This window comes from Mesorhizobium sp. WSM4310 (assembly GCF_007003935.1).
GTDB lineage: Bacteria > Pseudomonadota > Alphaproteobacteria > Rhizobiales > Rhizobiaceae > Mesorhizobium.
Genome location: NZ_VFTA01000018.1, coordinates 1 through 23,034, shown reverse-complemented (window position 1 = coordinate 23,034; position 23,034 = coordinate 1). Strand labels below are relative to the sequence as shown.

The window sequence follows — 23,034 nt, the reverse complement described above, 5'->3', positions numbered from 1 at the left end:
CTTTAGGGCGACCTACAGCTCGATCCTAAACCGCAAACTCTCCACCCCGCCGTAGGCGGCGTCCTCGAAGAAGCGCTCGACCAGCCTGCCGCCATTGGCCAGGATCACCTTGTGCGAGGCCGGATTGCCCGGCTTGGCGGTGATCTCGACATAGGGCAGGCCGACCGCCCTCGCCTCGTCCAGCATCAGCCGCAAGGCCTGCGTGGCGTAGCCGCGCCGCCGCTTCCACGGCACCACCGCATAGCCGATATGGCCAAGCACATGCGAGGGCAGTTCCGCCGTGCCCTTTTGCCAGCGAAAGCCGATCGAGCCCGATGCCTCGCCATCCCAGATCCAGCGGCGGAAGCCCGGCAGGCGCGGCACTTGCGTGCCGTCGGGCAAGGTGATCGGGCCGTCCCTGGCCTCGGGATCATCGAGGCTGGCCAGGAAAGCCTCCGGGTCCTGCTCTATCTCCGCCAACTGCTCGCGCGTCGCCTCCTGGAGCCGCACATTGTCCGGCGACCAGCCGCGCTCGAGCGCGGCCTTGTAGGATGGCAAATGCTCAAGCGCCGGTTTGACGATCTCGATCATGATCCATGCTCCCTGGCAGCAGGCATAGCCGTGGCCGTCCGAGCGCTCAAGCCACCTGAAAGCGGATCTCGCCCTTGTTCAGGAAGCAGGTCTTGTCGAACAGCGACAGATCGAGCGGGTTGGGCAACCTGATGTCGCCGATATCGGGGACCGGCTTGGTCTCGGGATCGTAGGACCGGTCGATCTGCGAGATGAAAACCAGTATGACGCCGCTGACGCGCGCGAAAGCTTTCAAGGTGCGGACCTGCTCCATCAGGCTGGGGTTCTCACGTCTCTGGTCGAGCAACTGCAGATAGTCGATGACCGCCAGCGTACCACGCGGCGCCGATCGCAAGATCCTGACGATGTAGTCGGCGCTGATGGCATCGGAAGTGTCGAATTCGAACAGCCGGTCGAACCGGGCCGGCTCCACGCCGATGGCATGAAACCGCTCCAGCACATCGCGTTGCGTATATTCCAGCGTGAAGAACACGCTGCGATGGCCGCATTTCATGGATTCGACCGCGAGTTCAAGGCTCATCAGCGTCTTGCCGTGGCCGGGTCGCGCGCCGACCAGGACCAGATCGCCCGGTGTCAGCTGCGCAAACAATCTGCCGGCAGGCGCTGCCTCGGACAGCTTGGCCGCAAGCAAACCCCAGCTGGTAAAACCTTGCTGCGCGGCAACACGATCAAGCGCCTGGTGGAGCGGAATTCCTGCCTGGCGCGACAACAGCCTGGCCTGACGTTTCAGATGGTAGATGGGCGCGGATAGTTTCATGGCAAAACCTTCTGATGCGAGCCGTTTTCGCAACCCCTCCTTATGCCGTGCGCTCGAACAGTCGGTTCGGTGATGAGAGTGCCCCGCATGAACTGATGCTTTCCCATTGGAGGGAAGAGGCGTGGGCCACGCCAGAATCACATCATAGCTCAACCCTTGCGGATCGAAAATCGGGCATGTCGGTGGAGGCATCGGCCGCAAGCCTTGGACCAGCGTCCCGGTCTATGGGCGGTGCGCGCGCCGGCCCCGGTTCTTCATGCGGACTTGCAGGCTCGCTAAACAAGATGTGTTTCGCCGATTGCCACGAGACATTTTATGATTGATTGCGGATATAATCCCGCAGGGATTCGCATGGCTTCGGCAGGAGAATTGAACCGGTGCGGTTGAGATTTTTTCCCCTGGGTGTAGTCGTCACCCTCAGCCTTCTTGTCATCGTCATTGCGCTGACCGCGACGGTCCGGTCCATTGCCGCGCCCTCGGCCGTCCCGGCCTGGCTGCAGGCCCATGTCGGCGACAGCGACGGCCAGATCTCAACCGTGGTGCTGGAGCGGGCGCGGGGGCTCTACCTGAAAAAGGTGGCGCAAGGCGTGGTCAGGAACCCCTGTTACTTCGCCATGGATGCGACACGTCCCGGCGACATGGGCAACGGCGTGCTAGGGCGCCGGTACTACGTCATTTGCGAGGCCAGCCAGTCGTTTCACGCCATCTCGTCGGGTCACGGCGGTGGCCGGAATCTGAAAGGCACGGTCGATTTTTCAAACGGCAGGCGGTGCTCCAAGAACTTCGGCAATGCCATGGATTCCGAACTGACCGCCGGCGGCGCCTACATGACCAGCGAGGCAAAGACCTCCTTCAAGGGTTTTTATCGGACCGGCGCGAAACGGGACGTGGCTTTCCAGCGCACCTTCATCCAGTTCGACGGCGAAGGCGAAGCCGCCAATGCCAGGCAGCGGGTGATCGGCGGCCATGCGGCGCAGGTGCTGCGCGGCATGTGCATGCGCAAAGGCCCCAACAGCTCCTACGCCGACCATGACGGCCTGGTGCCGTTCGGCAAGCTGGTGGACTATGCCGGCGGCCGCAGCAATGGCTGCACCAGCTGGTCGCCAACGGATGCGCAGCAGATCATCGCGATGGTGAAGGACAATCCGACGACGCTCTACATCTATCCGGAATCGCGTGATATCGCCGCCGTCGCGCAGGCGGCAAAAAGCCATTCGCCATCGGGCGAAGCACCCTATTGGAACGCCTCCTGCCTGAAGGAAATCGGCGCGCCGAAATTCTGGCCGCGAAAAACCCTCGAGCCGATCATCGCCCAATACAAGCAGGACCACCCGGCACCGCCACCGCAGCCGGTGCCGATGTGCAAGGAGCCGTGAGGTCGCGAGACAGCAGACCTCACGAGATTAGCCTTTCGCTCAGCGCAGAAAACCGAGCACGGCCTCCATGAACTCCGCCGGATACTCCACATTCGACAGGTGAACCGCCGGCAGCACGACCAGCTTCGCGCCGGGCACGGCCGCCGCGATCAGTTCGCTGTGGCTGGCGGCCGTCACCGTGTCGTGCTCGCCGGCGATCACCAGCGTCGGCCGGTTGATCAGCGACACCGTGCGGCGAAGATCGGCATCGCGAACGGCGGCGAACAGGCCAGCCAGGCCTTGCCGATCGATAGCGAGCAGCATGGTGCGGAATTCCTCGATGACGGGTTCATTGGCCGTCACCATCCGCGCGGGGAACCAGTTGTTGAGGAAGACTTCGGCGGTTTCCGACATGTCCGGCGCCTGCCGGACAACGGCAATCCGCTCGTCGAAATAGCTTGCCGGCGCCAGATGGGACGAGGTGTTGCTCAGGATCAGCCTGTCGATCCGCTCCGGTGCATGGATGCCGAGCCACTGCCCGACGAAGCCGCCCAGCGACAGTCCGAGGAAATGCACACGTCCAAGCCCGAGTGCATCGAGCAGTTCGATCACGTCGCGGCCGAGCCGGTCGAGCGAATACGCACCGACCGGGGCGCTTGATCCGCCATGGCCGCGAAAGTCGTAGCGCAGGACACGGAAATGTTTTGAAAGCTCGCCGGCCTGCCCGTCCCACATCTGCAGCGTGGTGGCGATGGAGTTCGACAGCACCAGCACCGGCTTGGCGGCATCGCCATCGAAACGATAGGCGATGCGCGTGCCGTCGCCGACGGTCACGAAATTCGGCTCATTCATGATGAAAAGTCCTTCTGGAACGATGAATGAGGCGGAGCGTAGTCGCGTCGAGCTTTTGTTGATATTACAAAGATAGGACAAACTCTGTAGAAAAAGCTGACATGGCCGAATTCACCTTGCACGACCTGCAATGCTTCGATGCGGTGATCCGCACCGGCGGCTTTCAGCCGGCGGCGAGCTTGCTGCACCGCTCGCACCCGGCGGTGTTCGCCGCCATTGCCAAGCTCGAACGGCAGCTCGACCTCGTTCTCCTGGATCGCAGCGGCTATCGCGTGCGCCCCACCGAAGCAGGGCTGTCGTTCCACCGCCGGGCGCAATCGCTGCTGCGCGAACTGGAAAGCCTGCGCGTCCACGCCGCCCAGCTCTCGATGGGCGAGGAAAGCGAGATCCATGTCGTGATCGGCGACCTCTGCCCGAGGCCGCAGGTGCTGGGCATGCTCGGACGGTTCTTCGGCCAATGCCCGGGCACGCGCCTGCATCTGCATTTCGAAGCCGTCGGCGGCCCTTGGGAGCGGCTTTTCGATGACGAGGCCGACCTGATCCTGCACTGGATCGACAAGGGCGACGCGCGGGTGGAATGGATCGATTTGTGCAAGGTGCCGTTCATTCCCGTGGCGGCGCCGGGCTTTTTGCCCGAGCGCCTCAGGCAGCCGATCACGCTGGACCAGATGCGGGCGCTCACCCAATGCGTCATGCGCGACACCGCCCGCCATTCGCCACGGCAGGACTACTTCATGGTCGAAGGCGCGCCGCAATGCCTGGTGCCCGACCAGGCCATGAAGAAGGAAATCATCCTGCAGGGCCTTGGCTGGGGCCACCTGCCCTGCTTCCTGATCGAGGAAGAATTGCACGACGGACGCCTGCGCTCCATTGCCGGTCGCCATATGCCGGGCCGCACCGACGAGCTGGTGGTGGCGCGCCGCCGCGACCGGCCGCACGGGCCGATCGCCAACCGGTTGTGGGATCACATCCAGCAGGAGGCGCCGGCATTGCGACGCGCGCTGGAGCCGCCAAAAACAGCGTCTTAAGGCAAGTCCAGACCTGGCGGTTGCCCTTAAACGCCCTACTGCAGCAGGCCCTTGACGATGCCGCTGGCCTTGCCGAAATCCATCTGGCCGGCATATTTCTGCTTCAGCGCGGCGATCACCTTGCCCATGTCCTTCTGGCTGGCGGCACCCGTCGCGGCGATCGCGTCGCGGGCTGCCGCCGTGACCGCCGCGTCGTCGAGCTGTGTCGGCAGGAAGCCGCGAATGATCTCCATCTCACCGCGCTCCTGCGCCGCCAGTTCCGGTCGCCTGCCTTCCTCGAAGGCTTTCGCCGATTCCTCGCGCTGCTTCACCATCTTGGCCAGTATCTGCAGGATCTCCTCGTCGCTGGCGGGATCCTTGCCCGACCCGCGATTGGCGATGTCGCGATCATGAATGGCGGCCTGGATCAGCCGCAATGTCGGCAGCCGGTGCTTGTCCTGCGCCTTCATCGCGCTCTTCAGGGATTCGGCGATTTTTGCGCGCATCATGCTTTCTCCTTCGATCGGCGCGGACAATAGCGCCGGGGCCAAGCCAACGCAAACCCTGATATTGCGAGGCAAGCCTATGATATTGCTTGATGAAATAAATCGGAGCCGCATTTCGCATGATCATTGACCGCCCTGCCCCCTTCCCCTATGTACTGGGCCTTGCATGAACTGAAGCTTGAGTGCGTGGAGGCTGCGAATTCGCCGCTCCGCGCCGTCTGCTGCGCGGATGGCCCGCCGGGCCTTTGCAACGCGCAGCCTGATAGGAGTGCCGCCATGGCCGAGATGACGCCCGCGTCGACCGCCCCTTGGGCCACCGAAAAGCCGACCGCCCTTCTGGTGCTGGCCGACGGCACCGTCATCGAGGGTCGCGGCCTCGGCGCCACCGGCTCGGCTGTCGCCGAAGTCTGCTTCAACACCGCGCTCACCGGCTACCAGGAAATCCTCACCGATCCGTCCTATGCCGGCCAGATCGTCACTTTCACCTTCCCGCATATCGGCAATATCGGCACCAATGGCGAGGACATCGAGGACCTCAACCCGGCGGCCCGCGCCGGCGCAGTCGGGGCCGTGTTCAAGGCCGATGTCACCAACCCGTCCAACTACCGCGCCGCCGGCCACCTCGACCAGTGGCTGAAGAAGCGCGGCATCGTCGCGCTCTCGGGCATCGACACCCGCGCGCTCACCGCGCTGATCCGCGAAAAAGGCATGCCCAACGCCGTCATCGCGCATGCGCCCGACGGCGTGTTCGACCTCGACGATCTGAAGCGGCGCGCCGCCGCATGGTCTGGTCTGATCGGCCTCGACCTCGCCAAGGAAGTCACCTCGGGCCAGTCCTCGGTCTGGCGCGAGACGCCCTGGGTGTGGAATGAGGGTTTTGGCGAACAGGCGGCGCCGTCGCTGCACGTCGTGGCCATCGACTACGGCGTCAAGCGCAACATATTGCGCCTGCTTGCCGGCCTCGGCGCCAAGGTGACGGTCGTTCCGGCCAGCACCGGCTCGGAAGAAATCCTCGCCATGCAGCCGGACGGCATCTTCCTTTCCAACGGCCCCGGCGACCCGGAAGCCACCGGCGACTATGCCGTGCCGGTCATCCAGGACCTGCTGAAGACCGACATTCCGGTGTTCGGCATCTGCCTCGGCCACCAGATGCTGGCACTGGCGCTCGGCGGCAGGACCGCCAAGATGCACCAGGGTCATCACGGCGCCAACCATCCGGTCAAGGACCACACCACCGGCAAGGTCGAGATCGTCTCGATGAACCACGGCTTTGCCGTCGACGCGGACTCGCTGCCCGCGGGCGTCGAGGAAACCCATGTCTCGCTGTTCGACGGCTCGAACTGCGGCATCACGCTCACCGGCCGTCCGGTGTTCTCGGTCCAGCATCATCCGGAAGCCTCGCCCGGCCCGCAGGATTCGCACTATCTGTTCCGCCGCTTCGTCAACCTGATCCGCGAAAAGCGCGGCGAGGAATTGCTGGCCGAGCGGGCTTAGCCGGAAGCGACGCGACCCGCCGCGACAGCGACAGGCCGTCCCCTGGTCAGCGCGATCCGGCTGTCGTGGCTCATACCTGCGCCGCATCTTCCGCGACGCTGGTCGCGACGTTCCTCAGCCGCGAGGGTCTCGCGACCTTCGTGACGAAGACGATGAGCGCCAGCATCAGGAAGCATGCGCCAACCAGATAGGGTGCGCCACCGAAGGTCACCGGTGCGCTTGGCCCGGTGAACCAGGAAAAGATCGCCGTGTAGAGCAGCGGCGTGATGATCGAGGTGATCGAGAAGAGCGAGGTCATCGCGCCCTGGAGTTCGCCTTGCGCCGAAGGCGGCACCTTGGCGGCGGCGAGGCTCCTCAGCGGCGGATCGGCAAGTGCCTCCAGGCAACCGGCGACGATCACCGCATAGATCATCCAGCCCTGCGTCGCGAAGGCGTAGCCGAAGGCGCTGAGCGCCGTGAATGTCAGGCCGATGACCGCCGTCTTCCACTCGCCGAGCCTGGGGATGACGCGCGGCAGCACCGTGCCCATGACGATCGCACCGCACAGGCCGAAAGCGCCGAGCGAGAAGCCGATCTGCTGCTCGCTCCAGCCATAGCGGTAGCTGGAGACGAACGACCAGACCGCCGGATACATCATGTGTCCGAGCGTCATCAGGAAGAAGACGAGCCCGATCCAGCCGATGCCCTCATACCTGCGCATCTGCAGCAGCGTGCCGACCGGGTTGGCGCGTTTCCACTCGAACCGGCGGCGATGCTTCTCGTCGAGCGTTTCGGGCAGGAAGACCATCGCGATCAGGAAGTTCACGAAGGCGAGCCCGGCGGCGAAAAAGAACGGCACGCGCGGCCCGAACGTGCCGAGCAGCCCGCCCAACACTGGGCCGATGACGAAGCCGACGCCGAAGGCGATGCCGAGAAGGCCGAAATTCTTCGCTCGGTTCTCGTCGTTCGAGATGTCGGCGATGAAGGCCGAGGTCGTCGAATAGCTGGCGCCCGAAATGCCGGCCAGCACACGACCAATGAACAGCATCGGATAGGACCAGGCGACCGCGCAGATCAGATTGTCAATCGAGAAGGTCAGCACCGAGGCAAGCAGGATCGGCCGCCGCCCGAACCGGTCGCTCAACCCGCCCATGATCGGCGCGAAGAAGAACTGCATGGCCGCATAGACGAAGAACAGCCAGCCGCCCTCGATCGCCGCGCCGCTGATGCTGACACCGGACAATTCCTGCAAATAGGCCGGCAGCACCGGCATGATGATGCCGAAGCCGATAATATCCAGCAGCAGCGTGGTGAAAACCAGCGCGAGGCCCCGCCTGGCGGTTTTGGGGTCGATCATGATGGGCCAGCCTCCTCTGGTCGCCCGGGGCGCAGGCGGACGAACCTTATAGGCGAGCCCGCAAAAAGGAACAATGCGGGAACAGCCAGGAATCGCTGATCCTGACTCTCCCTGACGGCGACTTCGTCGTCAGGCCAGTGTCAGGAAACGCTAGCCGAGACTGTTTTGAAATTCGCTCCGGCTCGACGGCCGCAGGCGTAGAATTTCCAAAAGGCTTCGTCAGATCGGGCCGCTCAGCGTGTTGCAGTCCGAAAGCTTGCCGCTCTTGTAGCCGCGCGCCAGCCAGGTCTGCCGCTGCTGCGAGGTGCCGTGGTTGAAGCTTTCCGGCACGACATAGCCCTGCATCTTCTTCTGCAGCGTGTCGTCGCCGATCTGCTTGGCGGCGTTGAGCGCGCTTTCGATGTCGCCCTGCTCCAATATGCCCTTCTGCGCGGTGTAATGCGCCCACACGCCGGCAAAGCAGTCGGCCTGCAGTTCGATGCGCACCGACAGCTGGTTGGCATCGGCCTCGCTCATGCCTTGTCGCATCTGGTTGAACTTGGACATGATGCCGGTGAGGTTTTGCACGTGGTGGCCGACCTCATGCGCTACGACATAGGCCCGCGCGAACTCGCCCGAGGCGCCGAATTGCTGATCGAGCTGCTGGAAGAAGGTCATGTCGAGATAGACCTTGTGGTCGCCCGGACAATAGAACGGTCCAGCCGCCGCCGAGGCAAAGCCGCAGGCCGAGCGAACCTGGCCGGAAAACAGCACCAGCTTGGGATCCTCATAGGTCAGGCCCTGCGACTTGAAGATGCCGGTCCAGGTGTCCTCGGTTTCGGCAAGCACGGTCGCGACAAACTGCTTCATCTCGTCATTGGCGGGTGCCGTGCCGCTGCCCTGGCCGCCGCTGTTGTCTGATATCTGGCCACCGCCCCCCGGCAGCAGGCCGCCGTCGCCACCGCCCAGGATCGCCGAGGGATCGAAGCCGAAATACCATCCGGCCAGCACGACGAGGATAACGAGGAGGATGCTGCCGCCGCCACCGGTCCGGCCGCCGATGGGGAGCTGGAATTGGCCGCCACCGCCGCCGATCCCGCCGCCGCCGCTATCGCTGCGGTCGTCCTCGATATTGTCACTCTGACGACGGCCTCTCCAGAGCATGGCAACTCCCCGTGATAAACTTCCTCGTTGCTCCGGCAAGGCCGGCTTAACCCAACAAACAATTATCCCAATGGTTGCGCCAAGTCACAGTGTTTTTCGATGGCCAAGGCGATGCCGGCATGACCGCTTCACCACTCTGGCCGGAACCTTTGAAGGCTTGTAGCATCGGCCGTGACGGAGGATGCGAGGGGCGGTTGCGAACGATCGGTCAAATAGTGTTGGTTGTGGCACTGAGCTGCCTGGGCTTGCGGGGGGGGGGGGGGGTGACGCTCGACTCCGGCGTCGCGGTCACCGATCCGGCCACCTTGCAGGCGCTGGAGCGCGGCGGCTTGTCGATCAGCCGGCTGCTCGGTCCCGCGCTCGGCCTCACCCGCGACGTCGACAATCACGGTCTGTTTTCCGTGCCGGCGCTGGCCAAGGTGCGCGACACCGTCAAGCAGGAGATATCGGACGAGCCGAGGACCAGTCCCGACCCCTATGTCGCCGCCATGGCCAAATCGAGCGACACCAGCCAGAAATTCAATCCCAGATACATCGACGACGACGGCTCGACGCTGGACCTCACCGGCGTCGTCAACCGCATGGATCGCGGCTATCTCGGCCACACCGAATGCGGCGAGATCAGGCTGATCTACCGCTTCCACTATTCGGTCGCCGAAAAGCCGGCCAGGGGCAAGGTGGCGCAGCGCATCTCCTCGCGCCTGCCGCTGACCATGAGCATGGTCTTCAACGCCAAGCCGAGGCGTGCGCAGGCGCGTGCCTCGAAGGATTTGCCAAGTGCCACCGACGTATCCTGCGCCGAAGTCGCCCAGCGCTGGCTCGCCGCCGGCCAGAAAGACCTGCCGCCCGGGCAACTGGCCGCATGGCTGCGTTCCGACGAGGGCCCGCTGTCCGGCGCCATGCTCAATTCCTCGCAGATCATGCGGCTCGAGCTAAACATGCAGGTACTGCGGCTGTCGGCCTCGACGCGGCGCGATTTCGGCGGCCATGCCGAATATCTCCTGAAGATCTTCAAATGGGATCCGGCGACCTCGGGCTTCTACGAAGCGAGGATGGAGAACCAGATCGACCGCGCCACGGTGCTGGCCGACGTCAAGTCCTTCGCCAAATGGCTGCTCACGGACCGCAACATCTACGATCTCGACCATGGCCGGCTCGTCATCGACGAAAAATTCCTGGCCAAGAGCGCCGTTTCCGTCGCGCCTGGAGGCTTGAGCCGCTCGCAGAACAACATCGCCTATGGGCTGGTCGACGACGCCGATATCGACAAGGCGCTGAGGGATTACGTCGCCAGGGGCAACACGCTCGCCACCATCAAATCGGTCGCCGGCTTTAATTTGCGGCTGAACGAAATGAGCTGCACGGGCTGTCATCAGACGCATGGCATTGCCGGCTTCCATTACACCGGCGCCGACCCAGCCAGCGAACCGCGCCGCAACGCCGTCTTCGTGCCGGGCTCGGCTGTCTTCTTCGCCGACCTGCCGCGTCGCCGCGCCATCGTCGAGCAATTCGCCGCCGGCGGCCATCCGGATTTCACGCGCGGCTTCGCCGCCCGCCCGGACCGGAAATATGCCGAAGCGCTGAAGGGCACCGATCTCTACAATGGCTGGGGCTCGATCTGCTATCGCGGCGACGACGCGAGCTTCAAGGACTGGACCTGCGGCGCCGGCCTGCGCTGCGCCGGCGTCCACGAAAGCGCCATCCATCCGGGCTTCGGCACCTGTGTCAGCGAGAAGGGCACCGCGGTCGGCGATCCCGTCGAGTTCGGCGAGATCAAAATGTCGACCTGGGGCAACGACCAGTATTGCCGCCTGTCGCCGGCCACCGCCAAGGCCTGCGCCATCGACCCCGCGCGGGACAAGAAACCACTGGTCAAACTCGCCGGCTATGGTGCGGCGCGCCAGCGCTACGACAATCCTGATCAGAAGACCGGCGGCTTTCCCGGCGGCATGTTGCGCAAGGCGAGCTGCGACAAGCTTCCCGACGAGGCGACCTGCGGCCGGCTGGCCAAGACCGGCTTCAACGACTGCATCGCGTCCGGCAGGGACCACAAATTCTGCACCGGGGAATTCACCAAGACCGCCGGCCTGCGCGCCTGCGACAAGGCGCATCCCTGCCGCGAGGACTATATCTGCACCGCCGGCTATGACGATTTACCCCAGGCCAAGTCTGGCGAAGGCACCTGCATCCCGCCCTATTTCATCTTCCAGTTCCGCGTCGACGGCCACCCCAGAAGCTGGGTGCAGGATGTCAGCGAGTGAGAACGGTTTGCCGCGGGGCAAATTGAAAGGTTCACTGGACCTTTCAAAGGGCTCGAACGCCCGTAACCATAGCGCAAACGGCCGCTGAACAGACAGCTTCCGCCTGCCGCCGACGTCGGCGCGGCCTCAGCTTTTCTGCTTGGCGCCGGCGCTCTTGCCGTCGGAGCTTTTCGAGCGCTCCTCGAAACGCGCCGCACCCTTCTTCAGGGAATGGCCTGTCTCGGCCTCGGTCTTGCGCTCGTCCTTCGCTGCGGCCTGCTTCAATCCCTTGGCGGCCTGCTTACCCTTCGCGGTCGGTGCCTGTTCGACGCCCATTGCTTCCTCCCTTGGCGCGATGTCGCGCTATGTGAGGGGGCAACGTGCGCAAAGGGGTGCGGTTCCACCTCCCCAGGAACGATCGAGCGCCTCAGCGCGGCGCCGTCATCGCCTTGCGGAAGGCTTCCAGCGTCTCGGCGCTGACATGGTGCTCGATGCCCTCGGCATCGATGCGCGCGGTCTCGGCGCTGACGCCGAGCGAGCGCAGGAAGGCTTCCACCGTCTGATGGCGGATGCGGCTCTCCTCCGCCACCTTGCGGCCGGCCTCGGTCAGGAACACGCCGCGATAGGGTTTTCTCGACACCAGCCCGTCGGCGCACAGGCGCGTCAGCATCTTGGCCACCGTCGGCTGCGCGACGCCGAGCCGCGCGGCGATGTCGACCTGGCGCGCCTCGTTGCCGTCCTCTATCAGATCGGCGATCAGCTCGACATAGTCCTCGACCAGCGCGCTGCGGCGCGCTTGGCGCTGCTGCCGGAACCCTTCCGAATGGACATCGGCGTCGGGCAATGGCTCACGCGGGACGGGTTTGTTCTTCAGCGCCAATGCGCGCTCCTCCTCGGGAGTTTAGCCGTTCCTGCTTTATAGCACGGGCTCTGATTCTTCAGGCCGTTTATTTGCATTCCCCCACAGGAGCAACCGGCGTTCCGATTGCGGTTTCGCAAACCCGAGCGAGCGCGCGGCAAAAAGCACAAACAATGAAATATAGCCTATTGCATAATGTTGAGCCATGGCATAGCTTATGGGTATTCGCCGGAAGTCTCGGAAAGCCCTTTCATGTCAGACGCAGAAGCCACAGCCCCTCGATCCTCATGGCGGTTCGCCGGACGGGACGAGGACGATCAGCCCAGCCTGCGCGAAGTCAATTCCACCATTGCCGTGCCGAGTTCGGGCGTGTGGTTCCGCCGGCTGTTCGCCTTCATGGGGCCGGGCTACATGGTCTCGGTCGGCTATATGGACCCCGGCAACTGGGCGACCGACCTCGCCGGCGGCGCCCAGTTCGGCTACACGCTGCTGTTCATCATCATGCTGTCCAACCTGATGGCGATCCTGTTGCAGGCGCTGGCCGCGCGGCTTGGCATCGCCACCGGCCGCGACCTCGCCCAGGCCTGCCGCGCCTATTATCCCCGCCCTGTCAATTTCGTGCTGTGGATCGCCTGCGAACTCGCCATCATCGCCTGTGACCTCGCCGAAGTGATCGGCACGGCGATCGCCTTGAAGCTTCTGTTCGGCATTCCGCTGATCGGCGGTGCCATACTCACCGCGCTCGACGCCTTCCTCGTGCTCATGCTGATGAACAAGGGGTTCCGCTATCTCGAAGCCTTCGTCATCGCCCTTTTGATCATCATCTTCAGCTGCTTTGCCATCCAGATCTTCGTTGCCGCGCCGCCGGCCGGCACGATCCTGCACTCGATGTTCGTGCCGTCCTCGGAGATCGTCACCAATCCGGCGATGCTCTACATCGCCATCGGCATCATCGGCGCCACCGTCATGCCGCACAATCTCTATCTGCACTCCTCGATCGTGCAGACCCGTGCCTATGAGCGCACAGAAAAAGGCAAGCGCGACGCCATCAAATGGGCGACGACGGACTCCACCATCGCGCTGATGCTGGCTCTGTTCGTCAACGCCGCCATCCTGATCGTCTCGGCCGTCGCCTTCCACAACACCGGCCACCAGGATGTGGCTGAGATCGACCAGGCTTTCGAGCTTCTGTCACCGCTGCTCGGCCTCAGCATCGCCTCGATCCTGTTCGCCGTGGCGCTGCTCGCTTCCGGCCTGAATTCGACGGTGACGGCGACGCTTGCCGGCCAGATCGTCATGGAAGGGTTCCTGCGCCTGCGCATCCCCAACTGGGCGCGCCGGCTTCTGACGCGCGGCCTCGCCATCGTTCCCGTGGTGGTCGTCACCGCGCTCTATGGCGAGAAGGGCACCGGCCAGCTGCTGGTGTTCAGCCAGGTGATCCTGTCGATGCAGCTGCCCTTCGCGGTGGTGCCGCTGGTGCAGTTCGTCTCCGACAAGAAGAAGATGGGCAACCTGGCCATTCCGCGTGGCGTGGCCGCACTGGCCTGGGTGGTTGCGGCGATCATCCTCGTGCTCAACTTCAAGCTGCTCTACGACACGATGTTCGGGGTCGGCTAGAATTCCGCCAGACAGCGCGACAAACCGCCAAATCGCGCTATCTTTCCCGATGCCATGAGCAACATCGAAGACATCAGGAAATTCTACGCCCGGCTGATGGCGGCGAATGCCGCTTCGTCGGATCCACGCCTGGAGGAGGTGTTCGCCGAGGTTCCGCGCGAGGCCTTTCTTGGCCCGGGACCGTGGACGATCGTCGCCGGCAGCGGCAAGGTCACGACGCCGAGCGCCGACCCGGCGCATGTCTACCAGAACGTGCTGGTGGCGCTCGATGCCGACAAGGGCATCAACAATGGCGAGCCTTTCCTGCACGCCATGTGGATCGGAAGGCTGGCGCCGAAACCCGGCGAGGCCGTCACCCATATCGGCGCCGGCACCGGCTATTACTCCGCCGTGCTGGCCAGGCTGGTTTCACCTGGCGGCACCGTCACCGCCTTAGAGCTCGACGGCAGGCTGGCCGAGCTGGCGCGCAAAAATCTCGAGCCCTACCGCAATGCGACTGTCGTCCAGGGCGACGCCGTGACCACGCCCTTGCCGCCATCCGACATCATCTATGTCAACGCCGGCGTCGTCGCCCCGCCGGTCGGATGGCTGAAGGCGTTGCGCCCCGGCGGCCGCATGATCTTCCCCTGGCGCCCGTCCGAACGCGTCCCGCTGGCGGTGATGGTGACCCGCACCGAAAAGGGCTTTGCCTGCGATCCCTTCATGCGCTCCTGGTTCATCCCGTGCTTCGGTGCCTCGGTTGCCGATCTTGCGGCAAAAATCCCGACACGCGAGCAAGCCGCGCGCAGCCGCTCGATCTGGCTGACGAGCGACAAGGCGCCGGACCGCACCGCCACGGCCATCTTCGGCGACGTCTGGTTCTCGTCGAAAGACGTCCGCGCCAAACCCGGCAACTGACGCATCGATGCGCGGATTTGGCCAAAATTTCGCAGGCCCTGTCGGGATAGGTGCGGGCCAGCCGTCCTTGGGCCATAGTCCGGCCGCGACGGCGTGGATGGAACAAGGGAGAGACTCATGAGAAAGATCATCGCCGCCACCTTCGTCAGCCTCGACGGCGTCATGCAGGCACCCGGCGGGCCGGAAGAGGATCCGGTCGGCGGCTTCAAGTTTGGCGGCTGGACCTTCCATTATTTTGACGAGGTGGGCGGCGCGGCGATGGATGAATTGTTCTCCAAGCCCTTCGCCCTGCTGCTCGGCCGCAGAACCTACGACATCTTCGCAGCGTACTGGCCGTATCAGAAAGACCCGATCGCCGATGCCTTCAACCCCGCGACCAAATATGTGGCGACGCATCGGCCCGACACCCTCACCTGGCAGAACACGCAATGGCTTGGGGAAGGTGTCGTCGCCGCGTTGCGCCGTCTCAAGCAGGAGGATGGACCCGACCTGCTCATCCAGGGATCGGCCGACCTGATCCAGACCCTGCTCGCCAACGGGCTGATCGACGAGATCCGGCTGATGATCTTCCCGCTGTTGCTGGGCAAGGGCAAGCGGCTGTTCGGCGATGACGCGATGCCGGCCGCCTTCAAGCTTGTGAAGTCGCAGACGTCCAGCACCGGCGTCATCATCGCGACCTACGAACGCGCGGGCGAAATCGAGGTCGGCTCCTTTGTCACGGGCGAACCGTCCGACGCCGAACTCGAGCGGCGCAGGAACTGGAAGTAGCGGACGGCCTTGGCACCTTTCCTCTCCCTCCGGAGGGGGGAGAGGTGGCGCTGCGAAGCAGCGACGGAGTGGGGGAAGCCATCCGCCAAACGTACCGCCGTAAGACAGGCAGAACCAGGCGGGCAAGAAGACTGGAGGCCTGCGGTAATCAAGCCGAAAAAGATCGACCCCTACTCCGTCGAGCTTCGCTCGACACCTCTCCCCCCGATCGACGGGGGAGAGGAAAGGCGCGGCGCCAATCGCCTTATCTGACGACAAGCCCGGCCCAAGCTTGCGCCAAATTGCGCGCCGCCGTGAAACATCGACAAGAAATTTCGCGGACATATCTTCATCTTGGCGCAGGGAGGCTGGATCGGCCGGCGCGGCCGGTCCGACGACCTTCGGCGAATTCGCACTGGACGCGCGGATATGCAAATATCGGCGCCAGGCAACATTGGAGGACGAAGGTCATGGCCGATGCTGGGATGTTGCGTTTCCACGTTCCGGAGCCGGAAGTGCGGCCGGGCGGCACGCCTGATTTCTCCAACGTGACCATCGCAGCCGCCGGCTCGGTGCCGCGCCCCGACATCGATGTCGATCCGCGCACCATCCGCGACATGGCCTTCTCCATCATCCGCGTGCTGAACCGCGATGGCAAAGCCGTCGGCCCGTGGGCCGGGCTGCTCTCCAATGAGGAGCTGCTGGAAGGCCTGCGCCACATGATGACGCTCAGGACCTTCGATGCGCGCATGCAGATGGCGCAGCGCCAGGGCAAGACCTCCTTCTACATGCAGCATCTGGGCGAGGAGGCGGTGAGCTGCGCCTTCCGCAAGGCACTCGCGCCGGGCGACATGAATTTTCCGACCTATCGGCAGGCCGGCCTGCTCATCGCCGACGGCTATCCGATGGTCACGATGATGAACCAGATCTACTCCAACGAGGCCGACCCGCTGAAGGGCCGGCAGCTGCCGATCATGTATTCGTCGAAGGAGCACGGCTTCTTCTCCATCTCCGGCAATCTGGCGACGCAGTATATCCAGGCGGTCGGCTGGGCGATGGCCTCGGCGATTTCGAACGATTCGAAGATCGCGGCGGGCTGGATCGGCGACGGCTCGACGGCGGAATCCGATTTCCATTCCGCCCTGGTGTTCGCCTCCACCTACAAGGCGCCGGTCGTGCTCAATGTCGTCAACAACCAGTGGGCGATCTCGACCTTTCAAGGCATAGCGCGCGGCGGCTCCGGCACTTTCGCGGCGCGCGGTCTCGGCTTCGGCATCCCGTCGCTGCGGGTCGACGGCAACGACTATCTCGCCGTCCATGCGGTGGCCAAATGGGCGGCCGAGCGCGCGCGCAAGAACCTCGGACCGACGCTGGTCGAATATGTCACCTACCGCGCCGGCGCCCATTCGAGCTCGGACGATCCCTCGGCCTACCGGCCGAAGACCGAATCCGACGCCTGGCCGCTCGGCGATCCGATCGTGCGGCTGAAGAACCATCTGATCGGGCTCGGCGTCTGGTCGGACGAGCGGCACGCGCAGGCCGAGGCGGAAATCCTCGACACGGTGATCGCGGCGCAGAAGGAGGCGGAAAGCCACGGCACGCTGCATGCCGGCGGCAAGCCGTCGACGCGCGACATGTTCGAGGGGCTCTACGCCGAGATGCCGCCGCATCTCAGGCGCCAGCGCCAGCAGGCGGGAGTCTGAGCCATGCCAAGACGGACCATGATCGAGGCCATTCGCGACGCCATGGACGTGTCGATGGAGCGCGACGAACGCGTCGTCGTGTACGGCGAGGATGTCGGCTTCTTCGGCGGTGTCTTCCGCTGCACGCAAGGCCTGCAGGCCAAATACGGCAAGAGCCGCTGCTTCGACGCGCCGATCAACGAATCCGGCATTGTCGGCTCGGCCATCGGCATGGCCGCCTACGGGCTGAAGCCCTGCGTGGAAATTCAGTTTGCCGACTACATGTATCCGGCTTACGACCAGCTGACCCAGGAAGCGGCACGGCTGCGCTACCGCTCGAACGGCGATTTCACCTGCCCGATCGTGGTCCGCATGCCGACCGGCGGCGGCATTTTTGGCGGCCAGACGCACAGCCAGTCCCCGGAAGCGCTGTTCACGCACGTCTCCGGCTTGAAGACGGTGGTGCCGTCCAACCCGCATGATGCCAAGGGGCTGCTGATCGCGGCGATCGAGGATCCCGATCCGGTGATCTTCCTCGAGCCGAAGCGGCTCTACAACGGCCCCTTCGACGGCCATCACGACCGGCCGGTGACGCCCTGGTCGAAGCATGAGCTCGGCGAGGTCGCCGACGGGCACTACACCGTGCCGCTCGGCAAGGCGGCGATCCGCAGGGCCGGCTCGGCGGTCACAGTGCTCACCTACGGCACCATGGTCTATGTCGCCCAGGCCGCGGCCGAAGAGACCGGCATCGATGCCGAGATCATCGACCTGAGGACGCTCTTGCCGCTCGACCTCGACGCCATCGTCGCTTCGGTGAAGAAGACCGGGCGCTGCGTCATCGTGCACGAGGCGACGCTGACCTCCGGCTTCGGCGCCGAGCTGTCGGCGCTGGTGCAGGAAAACTGCTTCTACCATCTGGAGGCGCCGGTGGCGCGGGTCGCCGGCTGGGACACGCCCTATCCGCACGCGCAGGAATGGGACTATTTCCCTGGTCCCGCCAGGGTCGGCCGCGCGCTCATCGAAACCATGGAGGCCTGACATGGGCGAGCACATCATCAAGCTGCCCGATGTCGGCGAAGGCGTCGCCGAGGCCGAACTCGTCGAATGGCACGTCAAGGTCGGCGACATGGTGCGCGAGGACACCGTGCTGGCCGCCGTCATGACCGACAAGGCGACGGTCGAGATCCCGTCGCCCGTCGATGGCGAGATCCTGTGGCTGGGCGCCGAGATCGGCGACACCGTGGCGATCGGCTCCCCTATTGTGCGGCTGAAGGTGGCGGGCGAGGGCAATGCAAAGCCGCAGGGCGATGCCAAGGCCGAGGCGGTGGCCGCCGAGCCGCCGGCGAAGCTTCCAACGCCGAAGCCGGAGACCGCCGCGCCGATCGCGAAGGCCTCGCCAAAGGCCGACGCCCCGGAGGCGAAACCTGCTCCGGCCGTTGCGAAAAACACCGGGCAGAGGTCCGTCTCCGGCGCGCCACGCCCGGAGGGTGAAAAGCCTTTGGCATCGCCGGCGGTGCGGCTGCGCGCCAAGGAGGCGGGCATCGATCTGAGGCAGGTCGCGGGGAGCGGCCCGGCCGGCCGCATCGGCCATGACGACATCGAGGCGTTCCTGGCGCGGGGGCCGCAGGTCGCCAAGGCATCGGCCCTGGCGCGCAACGATGCGGTCGAGGATATCAAGGTGGTGGGCCTGCGGCGCAAGATCGCCGAGAAGATGACGCTGTCCAAGTCGCGCATCCCGCACATCACCTATGTCGAGGAGATCGACGTCACGGCACTCGAGGACTTGCGCGCCGCGCTCAACAAGGAAAAGCGCGCGGCCAAGGGTGCTGGAGAGAGGCCGAAGCTGACGCTGCTGCCGTTCCTGATGCGGGCAATGGTCAAGGCGATCGCGGACCAGCCCCAGCTGAATTCGCTGTTCGACGACGAGGCCGGCATCATCCACCAGCATGGCGGCGTCCATATCGGCATCGCCGCGCAGACGCCGTCCGGGCTGGTGGTGCCTGTCGTCAAGCATGCCGAGGCGCGCGACATCTGGGATTGCGGCGCCGAGGTCAACAGGCTGGCTGAGGCGGCTAAGTCCGGCACGGCGACGCGCGACGAGCTGTCCGGCTCGACCATCACCATCACTTCGCTCGGCGCCATGGGCGGCATCGCGACGACGCCGGTCATCAACCATCCGGAAGTGGCCATCATCGGCGTCAACAAGATGATGGTGCGGCCGATGTGGGACGGCACGCAGTTCATCCCGCGCAAGATGATGAACCTGTCGTCCAGCTTCGACCACCGGGTGATCGACGGCTGGGATGCCGCGGTGTTCGTGCAGCGCATCAAGACGCTGCTGGAAACGCCGGCGCTGATCTTTGTGGATTGAGGGGCGGGACAATTGAGATGCCGCGGGACAGAAGGATCTCGACAGACTGTTATTTCCGATCCAGCGCGACAACCAGTTAGGATGCGATGATGAAAGAAATCTCCTGCAAGCTGCTCGTCATCGGCGCCGGTCCGGGCGGTTATGTCTGCGCGATCCGTGCCGGCCAGCTCGGCGTCGATACGGTCATCGTCGAGGTTGCGAAGCCCGGCGGCACCTGCCTCAATGTCGGCTGCATCCCGTCCAAGGCGCTGATCCATGCGGCGGAGGAGTTCGACAAGGTCTCGCACATGGCCGGCGGCAAGAGCCCGCTCGGCATTTCGGTGTCGGCGCCCGTGCTCGATCTTGGCAAAACCGTTGCCTGGAAGGACGGCATCGTCAGCCGGCTCAACAGCGGCGTCGCCGGCCTGCTGAAGAAGGCCGGGGTGAAGACCGTGCATGGCTGGGCGACGTTCCGCGACGGCAAGACCGTCGAGGTCGAGACCGAGACGGGAAGCCAGGTGATCCGGGCGGAGACGATCGTCGTCGCCACCGGCTCGGCGCCGGTCGAGCTGCCGTTCCTTTCCTTTGGCGGGCCCGTGATATCGTCGACGGACGCGCTGGCGTTGAGTGCGGTGCCGAAGAAGCTTGCGGTGGTCGGCGGCGGCTATATCGGGCTGGAGCTTGGCATGGCCTTCGCAAAGCTGGGTGCCGACGTGACCGTGGTCGAGGCCTTGCCGCGCGTGCTGGCGCAATATGACGCCGAGCTGACCCGGCCTGTCGTGAAGCGGCTCGCGGCGCTCGGCATCGAAGTCATGGCCGGGGCCAAGGCCAAGGGGCTGTCGACCAAGGGCGATGCGCTGCTGGTCGAAACGGCGGACGGCAAGAATGCAAAAGTTTCCGCCGACAAGATCCTGGTGACGGTCGGCCGCAAGCCGGTGACCGAAGGCTGGGGCCTCGACCAGATCGACCTCGATAGGTCAGGCAAATTCATCAGGATCGACGATCAGTGTCGCACCTCGATGCGCGGCATTTACGCCATCGGCGACGTCACCGGCGAGCCGATGCTGGCGCACCGGGCGATGGCGCAGGGCGAAATGGTCGCCGAGATCGTCGCCGGCCACAAGCGCAGCTGGGACAAGCGCGCGATCCCCGCGGTGTGCTTCACCGATCCGGAGCTGGTCACTGTCGGGCTGTCGCCCGAGGAAGCCAAGGCCCAGGGCGAGATCAAGGTCGGGCTGTTCCCGTTCGCCGCCAACGGACGGGCGATGACGAAGCTCGGCGAGGATGGTTTCGTCCGCGTCGTCGCCCGCGCCGACAACCATCTGGTGCTCGGCATCCAGGCGGTCGGGCAGGGCGTGTCGGAACTGTCGGCGGCGTTCGGCCTGGCGCTGGAGATGGGGGCTCGGCTGGAGGACATCGCCGGCACCATCCATGCGCATCCGACGCAAGGCGAGGGGTTCCAGGAAGCGGCGCTCAAGGCGCTCGGGCACGCGCTGCATATCTGAGGGGCGGTTCTTCCTTGTTCCTCTCCCTCCGGAGGGGGGAGAGGTGGCGCTGCGAAGCAGCGACGGAGTGGGGGAAGCCGGTCCTCAAACGCGCTGCCGCTGGTAAGTCACCGCGCGGCTTCAGTCAGAACTAATCATCGGCCGGACTTGAAATCACAACGACCAAGCCGGGTCGACCCCCACTCCGTCGAGCTTCGCTCGACACCTCTCCCCCGATCGACGGGGGAGAGGAAAGGCGCGAACCTATCCAGGCTCTCACCCCGCCAGCCGGCTCACCATCTCATGCTGGGCATAGGCCCGGCCGAAGCGGTTGGCCAGAAAAGCATCCAGCGCGATGTCTTCCTGCTTGACGAAGCCGGTCGCCGGCAGGCTGCCGTCGGCCAGCATGTCGAGCACGGCGCAGATGCCGGACGCGGTGGTGATCTGGATGGCGCTGCGCAGCTGGTTGCCGACGCGCTGCGAATAGATCTTGTTGGCGTAGGTTTCCTGCAGCAGGCGGCCGTTGCGGCGGCCGGAGACGGTGACGAAGACGATGACGACGTCCTGCAGCGTCGCCGGCAGCGCGCTTTCAAAAATGTCCTTCAGCACGTCGCGGCGGTGGCGCAGGCCGAGGTCGTTGAGCAGCGCCTTCATGATGGCGGCGTGGCCGGGATAGCGGATGGTGCGGTAGTTCAGCGTGCGCACCTTGCCCTTCAGCGTCTCGGCCAAGGTGCCGAGCCCGCCCGACGTGTTGAACGCCTCGTAGGTGACGCCGTCGAGCGAGAATTCCTCGCGCTCTTCGAGCGGCGGCACTTCGATCAGCTCGCCCTCGACGATCGCCTCGCAGGGCTCGCAATATTCGTTGATGACGCCGTCGGTGCTCCAGGTCAGGTTGTAGTTCAGCGCATTGGACGGGTATTGCGGCAACGCGCCGACGCGCATGCGCACGCTTTCCAGCGTGTCGAAGCGGCTGGCCAGATCATTGGCGACGATCGAGATGAAGCCCGGCGCCAGGCCGCATTGCGGGATGAAGGCGCTCTTGCCCGAACGCGCCAGTTCCTTGACGCGGCGGGTCGAGACGACATCCTCGGTGAGGTCGAGATAATGCACGCCCGCACTTGCCGCCGCCTCGGCGATGCGCGTGGTGAGATGGAAGGGGGCGGCGCTCAGCACCGCGAACTTGCCGGCGAGTGCGGCTTCCAGGGCGCCGGCCGCGGCGATATCGAGTTCGAGCGTCTCGACGCCGGCGGGGACTTCGGCCGCGGCGAGCTGCGCCGCCGAGCGGTCGACGAGGGTGACGTGGTAGTCGCCGGTCGCGGCGAGCATTCCGGCGATGGTCGAGCCGATCTTGCCGGCGCCGACGATAACGATGTTGTTCATGGTCAAATACCCCTGCCAGTCTTGATTTACCTGGCGGGAATCATCGCAGCTTGCCTGTCGAAAGGAAGCGTGAAATCTGGCAGAATGAACCCTATCTTAAGCCGATCCGCCGAAGGAGATCGTCGATATGCTCAGTGAAGCCGAACAGGCGCTGCTTTCCCTGCTGCGTTCCAACGCACGCGCCTCGACCGCCGAACTGGCACGGCGGCTCGGCGTGTCGCGCACCACGGTGCAGAGCCGGATCGAGCGGCTGGAACAGCGCGGTATCATATCAGGCTACGGCGTCAAGCTTTCACCGGATTATGAGCAGGGATTGGTGCGGGCGCATGTTCTGCTCACCGTCACGCCCAAGCTCGCCGACAAGGTGGTGCGCGCGCTGCAGGCGCTGCCGCCGGTCAGGACGCTGCATTCGGTGAGCGGCAATTTCGACATGATCGTCATCGTCGACGCGCCGTCGATCCGCGACCTCGACGCGCTGCTCGACCAGATCGGCGCCATGGACGGTGTCGAGCGGACCTCGTCGTCGATTATTTTGTCGACGAGGATTGATCGGTGAGTGGGCCTCTCAAGGCTTGGGTTCCTCGCCCCCGCCAGAGGCGCTACGGCACACATTTCCAAGCGGCTGGTCTTTGGCGATAACGTGCATGGCAGCTTGGCGCATGCATTGTCTTATGCGGCGCTGGTCGACCCCCACTCCGTCTCGGCTTCGCCGAGCCACTGCCGGGGCGAGCCACGGGTCTCGCCCGTCCTTCGGACCC

General features: G+C 64.8%; 21 protein-coding genes. 12 read left to right on the top strand and 9 right to left on the bottom strand.

Features of this window, described 5'->3' with window-relative positions; all coding sequences use genetic code 11:
• Positions 1-12: 12 nt before the first annotated feature.
• Together FJV80_RS19525 and FJV80_RS19520 are read right to left on the bottom strand one after the other, a co-directional pair.
• Positions 13-570, bottom strand: coding sequence for a GNAT family N-acetyltransferase (locus FJV80_RS19525; protein WP_142877173.1), 558 nt, complete (start codon positions 568-570; stop codon positions 13-15).
• A 46-nt stretch (positions 571-616) separates the two neighbouring features.
• Complete coding sequence (locus FJV80_RS19520; protein WP_095792870.1) at positions 617-1,327, bottom strand: DNA helicase; 711 nt, start codon at positions 1,325-1,327, stop codon at positions 617-619.
• A 377-nt stretch (positions 1,328-1,704) separates the two neighbouring features.
• On the opposite strand from FJV80_RS19520, the gene FJV80_RS19515 reads away from it, so the two are divergent.
• A complete protein-coding gene (locus FJV80_RS19515) occupies positions 1,705-2,703 on the top strand; it encodes a hypothetical protein (RefSeq protein WP_142877172.1) in 999 nt (332 codons plus the stop codon).
• Between the two features lie 39 nt (positions 2,704-2,742).
• Here FJV80_RS19515 and FJV80_RS19510 read toward each other — a convergent pair whose 3' ends face one another.
• Positions 2,743-3,534 carry an alpha/beta fold hydrolase gene (locus tag FJV80_RS19510; RefSeq protein ID WP_142877171.1) on the bottom strand — a complete coding sequence of 264 codons (792 nt, stop codon included), beginning with the start codon at positions 3,532-3,534 and terminating at the stop codon, positions 2,743-2,745.
• Between the two features lie 101 nt (positions 3,535-3,635).
• On the opposite strand from FJV80_RS19510, the gene FJV80_RS19505 reads away from it, so the two are divergent.
• Complete coding sequence (locus FJV80_RS19505; RefSeq protein WP_142877170.1) at positions 3,636-4,562, top strand: LysR family transcriptional regulator; 927 nt, start codon at positions 3,636-3,638, stop codon at positions 4,560-4,562.
• A gap of 35 nt (positions 4,563-4,597) precedes the next feature.
• Here the strand turns inward: FJV80_RS19505 and FJV80_RS19500 are convergent, their stop codons facing one another.
• Positions 4,598-5,050, bottom strand: coding sequence for a GatB/YqeY domain-containing protein (locus FJV80_RS19500; protein ID WP_179295995.1), 453 nt, complete (start codon positions 5,048-5,050; stop codon positions 4,598-4,600).
• A gap of 273 nt (positions 5,051-5,323) precedes the next feature.
• Here FJV80_RS19500 and carA point away from each other — a divergent pair, with 273 nt between their 5' ends.
• Positions 5,324-6,541, top strand: a complete 1,218-nt coding sequence (gene carA, locus FJV80_RS19495; RefSeq protein ID WP_095789213.1) for a glutamine-hydrolyzing carbamoyl-phosphate synthase small subunit — start codon at positions 5,324-5,326, stop codon at positions 6,539-6,541.
• A gap of 70 nt (positions 6,542-6,611) precedes the next feature.
• Here carA and FJV80_RS19490 read toward each other — a convergent pair whose 3' ends face one another.
• Positions 6,612-7,877 (bottom strand): TCR/Tet family MFS transporter, encoded by a 1,266-nt coding sequence (locus tag FJV80_RS19490; protein ID WP_142877169.1) that lies wholly within the window; start codon positions 7,875-7,877, stop codon positions 6,612-6,614.
• Between the two features lie 219 nt (positions 7,878-8,096).
• The gene (locus FJV80_RS19485; protein ID WP_095792865.1) at positions 8,097-9,020 is read right to left on the bottom strand and encodes a neutral zinc metallopeptidase; all 924 of its coding nucleotides are present in this window, start codon (positions 9,018-9,020) and stop codon (positions 8,097-8,099) included.
• A gap of 263 nt (positions 9,021-9,283) precedes the next feature.
• On the opposite strand from FJV80_RS19485, the gene FJV80_RS19480 reads away from it, so the two are divergent.
• Positions 9,284-11,281 carry a hypothetical protein gene (locus FJV80_RS19480; protein WP_246688999.1) on the top strand — a complete coding sequence of 666 codons (1,998 nt, stop codon included), beginning with the start codon at positions 9,284-9,286 and terminating at the stop codon, positions 11,279-11,281.
• A gap of 126 nt (positions 11,282-11,407) precedes the next feature.
• Here FJV80_RS19480 and FJV80_RS19475 read toward each other — a convergent pair whose 3' ends face one another.
• Both FJV80_RS19475 and mntR read right to left on the bottom strand, forming a co-directional pair.
• The gene (locus tag FJV80_RS19475; RefSeq protein WP_142877168.1) at positions 11,408-11,596 is read right to left on the bottom strand and encodes a hypothetical protein; all 189 of its coding nucleotides are present in this window, start codon (positions 11,594-11,596) and stop codon (positions 11,408-11,410) included.
• A 91-nt stretch (positions 11,597-11,687) separates the two neighbouring features.
• Positions 11,688-12,140 (bottom strand): manganese-binding transcriptional regulator MntR, encoded by a 453-nt coding sequence (gene mntR, locus FJV80_RS19470; RefSeq protein ID WP_095773632.1) that lies wholly within the window; start codon positions 12,138-12,140, stop codon positions 11,688-11,690.
• Positions 12,141-12,371: 231 nt separating this feature from the next.
• Here mntR and FJV80_RS19465 point away from each other — a divergent pair, with 231 nt between their 5' ends.
• The 7 genes from FJV80_RS19465 to lpdA all read left to right on the top strand — a co-directional run bounded on the left by FJV80_RS19465 (position 12,372) and on the right by lpdA (position 20,917).
• Positions 12,372-13,736, top strand: a complete 1,365-nt coding sequence (locus FJV80_RS19465) for an Nramp family divalent metal transporter (protein ID WP_142877167.1) — start codon at positions 12,372-12,374, stop codon at positions 13,734-13,736.
• Positions 13,737-13,790: 54 nt separating this feature from the next.
• Positions 13,791-14,633 carry a protein-L-isoaspartate O-methyltransferase gene (locus FJV80_RS19460; RefSeq protein WP_185975231.1) on the top strand — a complete coding sequence of 281 codons (843 nt, stop codon included), beginning with the start codon at positions 13,791-13,793 and terminating at the stop codon, positions 14,631-14,633.
• A 117-nt stretch (positions 14,634-14,750) separates the two neighbouring features.
• Positions 14,751-15,401: a dihydrofolate reductase family protein gene (locus FJV80_RS19455; RefSeq protein ID WP_142877165.1), complete on the top strand. Its 651-nt coding sequence runs from the start codon at positions 14,751-14,753 to the stop codon at positions 15,399-15,401.
• 449 nt (positions 15,402-15,850) lie between these two features.
• Positions 15,851-17,083 carry a 3-methyl-2-oxobutanoate dehydrogenase (2-methylpropanoyl-transferring) subunit alpha gene (locus tag FJV80_RS19450; protein WP_142877164.1) on the top strand — a complete coding sequence of 411 codons (1,233 nt, stop codon included), beginning with the start codon at positions 15,851-15,853 and terminating at the stop codon, positions 17,081-17,083.
• A 3-nt stretch (positions 17,084-17,086) separates the two neighbouring features.
• Complete coding sequence (locus FJV80_RS19445) at positions 17,087-18,100, top strand: alpha-ketoacid dehydrogenase subunit beta (protein ID WP_095775591.1); 1,014 nt, start codon at positions 17,087-17,089, stop codon at positions 18,098-18,100.
• 1 nt (position 18,101) lies between these two features.
• Complete coding sequence (locus FJV80_RS19440) at positions 18,102-19,433, top strand: dihydrolipoamide acetyltransferase family protein (protein ID WP_142877163.1); 1,332 nt, start codon at positions 18,102-18,104, stop codon at positions 19,431-19,433.
• Between the two features lie 89 nt (positions 19,434-19,522).
• Positions 19,523-20,917 carry a dihydrolipoyl dehydrogenase gene (gene lpdA, locus FJV80_RS19435; RefSeq protein WP_142877162.1) on the top strand — a complete coding sequence of 465 codons (1,395 nt, stop codon included), beginning with the start codon at positions 19,523-19,525 and terminating at the stop codon, positions 20,915-20,917.
• 255 nt (positions 20,918-21,172) lie between these two features.
• On the opposite strand, the gene FJV80_RS19425 is transcribed toward lpdA, so the two are convergent.
• Positions 21,173-22,276, bottom strand: coding sequence for a saccharopine dehydrogenase family protein (locus tag FJV80_RS19425; protein WP_142877161.1), 1,104 nt, complete (start codon positions 22,274-22,276; stop codon positions 21,173-21,175).
• Positions 22,277-22,403: 127 nt separating this feature from the next.
• Between FJV80_RS19425 and FJV80_RS19420 the strand changes: the two genes are divergently transcribed.
• Complete coding sequence (locus FJV80_RS19420; protein ID WP_142877160.1) at positions 22,404-22,832, top strand: Lrp/AsnC family transcriptional regulator; 429 nt, start codon at positions 22,404-22,406, stop codon at positions 22,830-22,832.
• Positions 22,833-23,034: the final 202 nt, after the last annotated feature.

Coding starts and splice junctions, on each gene's coding strand:
- FJV80_RS19525 (WP_142877173.1), bottom strand. CDS start 570: ATGATCGAGATCGTCAAACCGGCGCTTGAGCATTTGCCATCCTACAAG.
- FJV80_RS19520 (WP_095792870.1), bottom strand. CDS start 1,327: ATGAAACTATCCGCGCCCATCTACCATCTGAAACGTCAGGCCAGGCTG.
- FJV80_RS19510 (WP_142877171.1), bottom strand. CDS start 3,534: ATGAATGAGCCGAATTTCGTGACCGTCGGCGACGGCACGCGCATCGCC.
- FJV80_RS19505 (WP_142877170.1), top strand. CDS start 3,636: ATGGCCGAATTCACCTTGCACGACCTGCAATGCTTCGATGCGGTGATC.
- FJV80_RS19500 (WP_179295995.1), bottom strand. CDS start 5,050: ATGATGCGCGCAAAAATCGCCGAATCCCTGAAGAGCGCGATGAAGGCG.
- carA (WP_095789213.1), top strand. CDS start 5,324: ATGGCCGAGATGACGCCCGCGTCGACCGCCCCTTGGGCCACCGAAAAG.
- FJV80_RS19490 (WP_142877169.1), bottom strand. CDS start 7,877: ATGATCGACCCCAAAACCGCCAGGCGGGGCCTCGCGCTGGTTTTCACC.
- FJV80_RS19485 (WP_095792865.1), bottom strand. CDS start 9,020: ATGCTCTGGAGAGGCCGTCGTCAGAGTGACAATATCGAGGACGACCGC.
- FJV80_RS19475 (WP_142877168.1), bottom strand. CDS start 11,596: ATGGGCGTCGAACAGGCACCGACCGCGAAGGGTAAGCAGGCCGCCAAG.
- FJV80_RS19465 (WP_142877167.1), top strand. CDS start 12,372: ATGTCAGACGCAGAAGCCACAGCCCCTCGATCCTCATGGCGGTTCGCC.
- FJV80_RS19460 (WP_185975231.1), top strand. CDS start 13,791: ATGAGCAACATCGAAGACATCAGGAAATTCTACGCCCGGCTGATGGCG.
- FJV80_RS19455 (WP_142877165.1), top strand. CDS start 14,751: ATGAGAAAGATCATCGCCGCCACCTTCGTCAGCCTCGACGGCGTCATG.
- FJV80_RS19450 (WP_142877164.1), top strand. CDS start 15,851: ATGGCCGATGCTGGGATGTTGCGTTTCCACGTTCCGGAGCCGGAAGTG.
- FJV80_RS19445 (WP_095775591.1), top strand. CDS start 17,087: ATGCCAAGACGGACCATGATCGAGGCCATTCGCGACGCCATGGACGTG.
- FJV80_RS19440 (WP_142877163.1), top strand. CDS start 18,102: ATGGGCGAGCACATCATCAAGCTGCCCGATGTCGGCGAAGGCGTCGCC.
- lpdA (WP_142877162.1), top strand. CDS start 19,523: ATGAAAGAAATCTCCTGCAAGCTGCTCGTCATCGGCGCCGGTCCGGGC.
- FJV80_RS19425 (WP_142877161.1), bottom strand. CDS start 22,276: ATGAACAACATCGTTATCGTCGGCGCCGGCAAGATCGGCTCGACCATC.
- FJV80_RS19420 (WP_142877160.1), top strand. CDS start 22,404: ATGCTCAGTGAAGCCGAACAGGCGCTGCTTTCCCTGCTGCGTTCCAAC.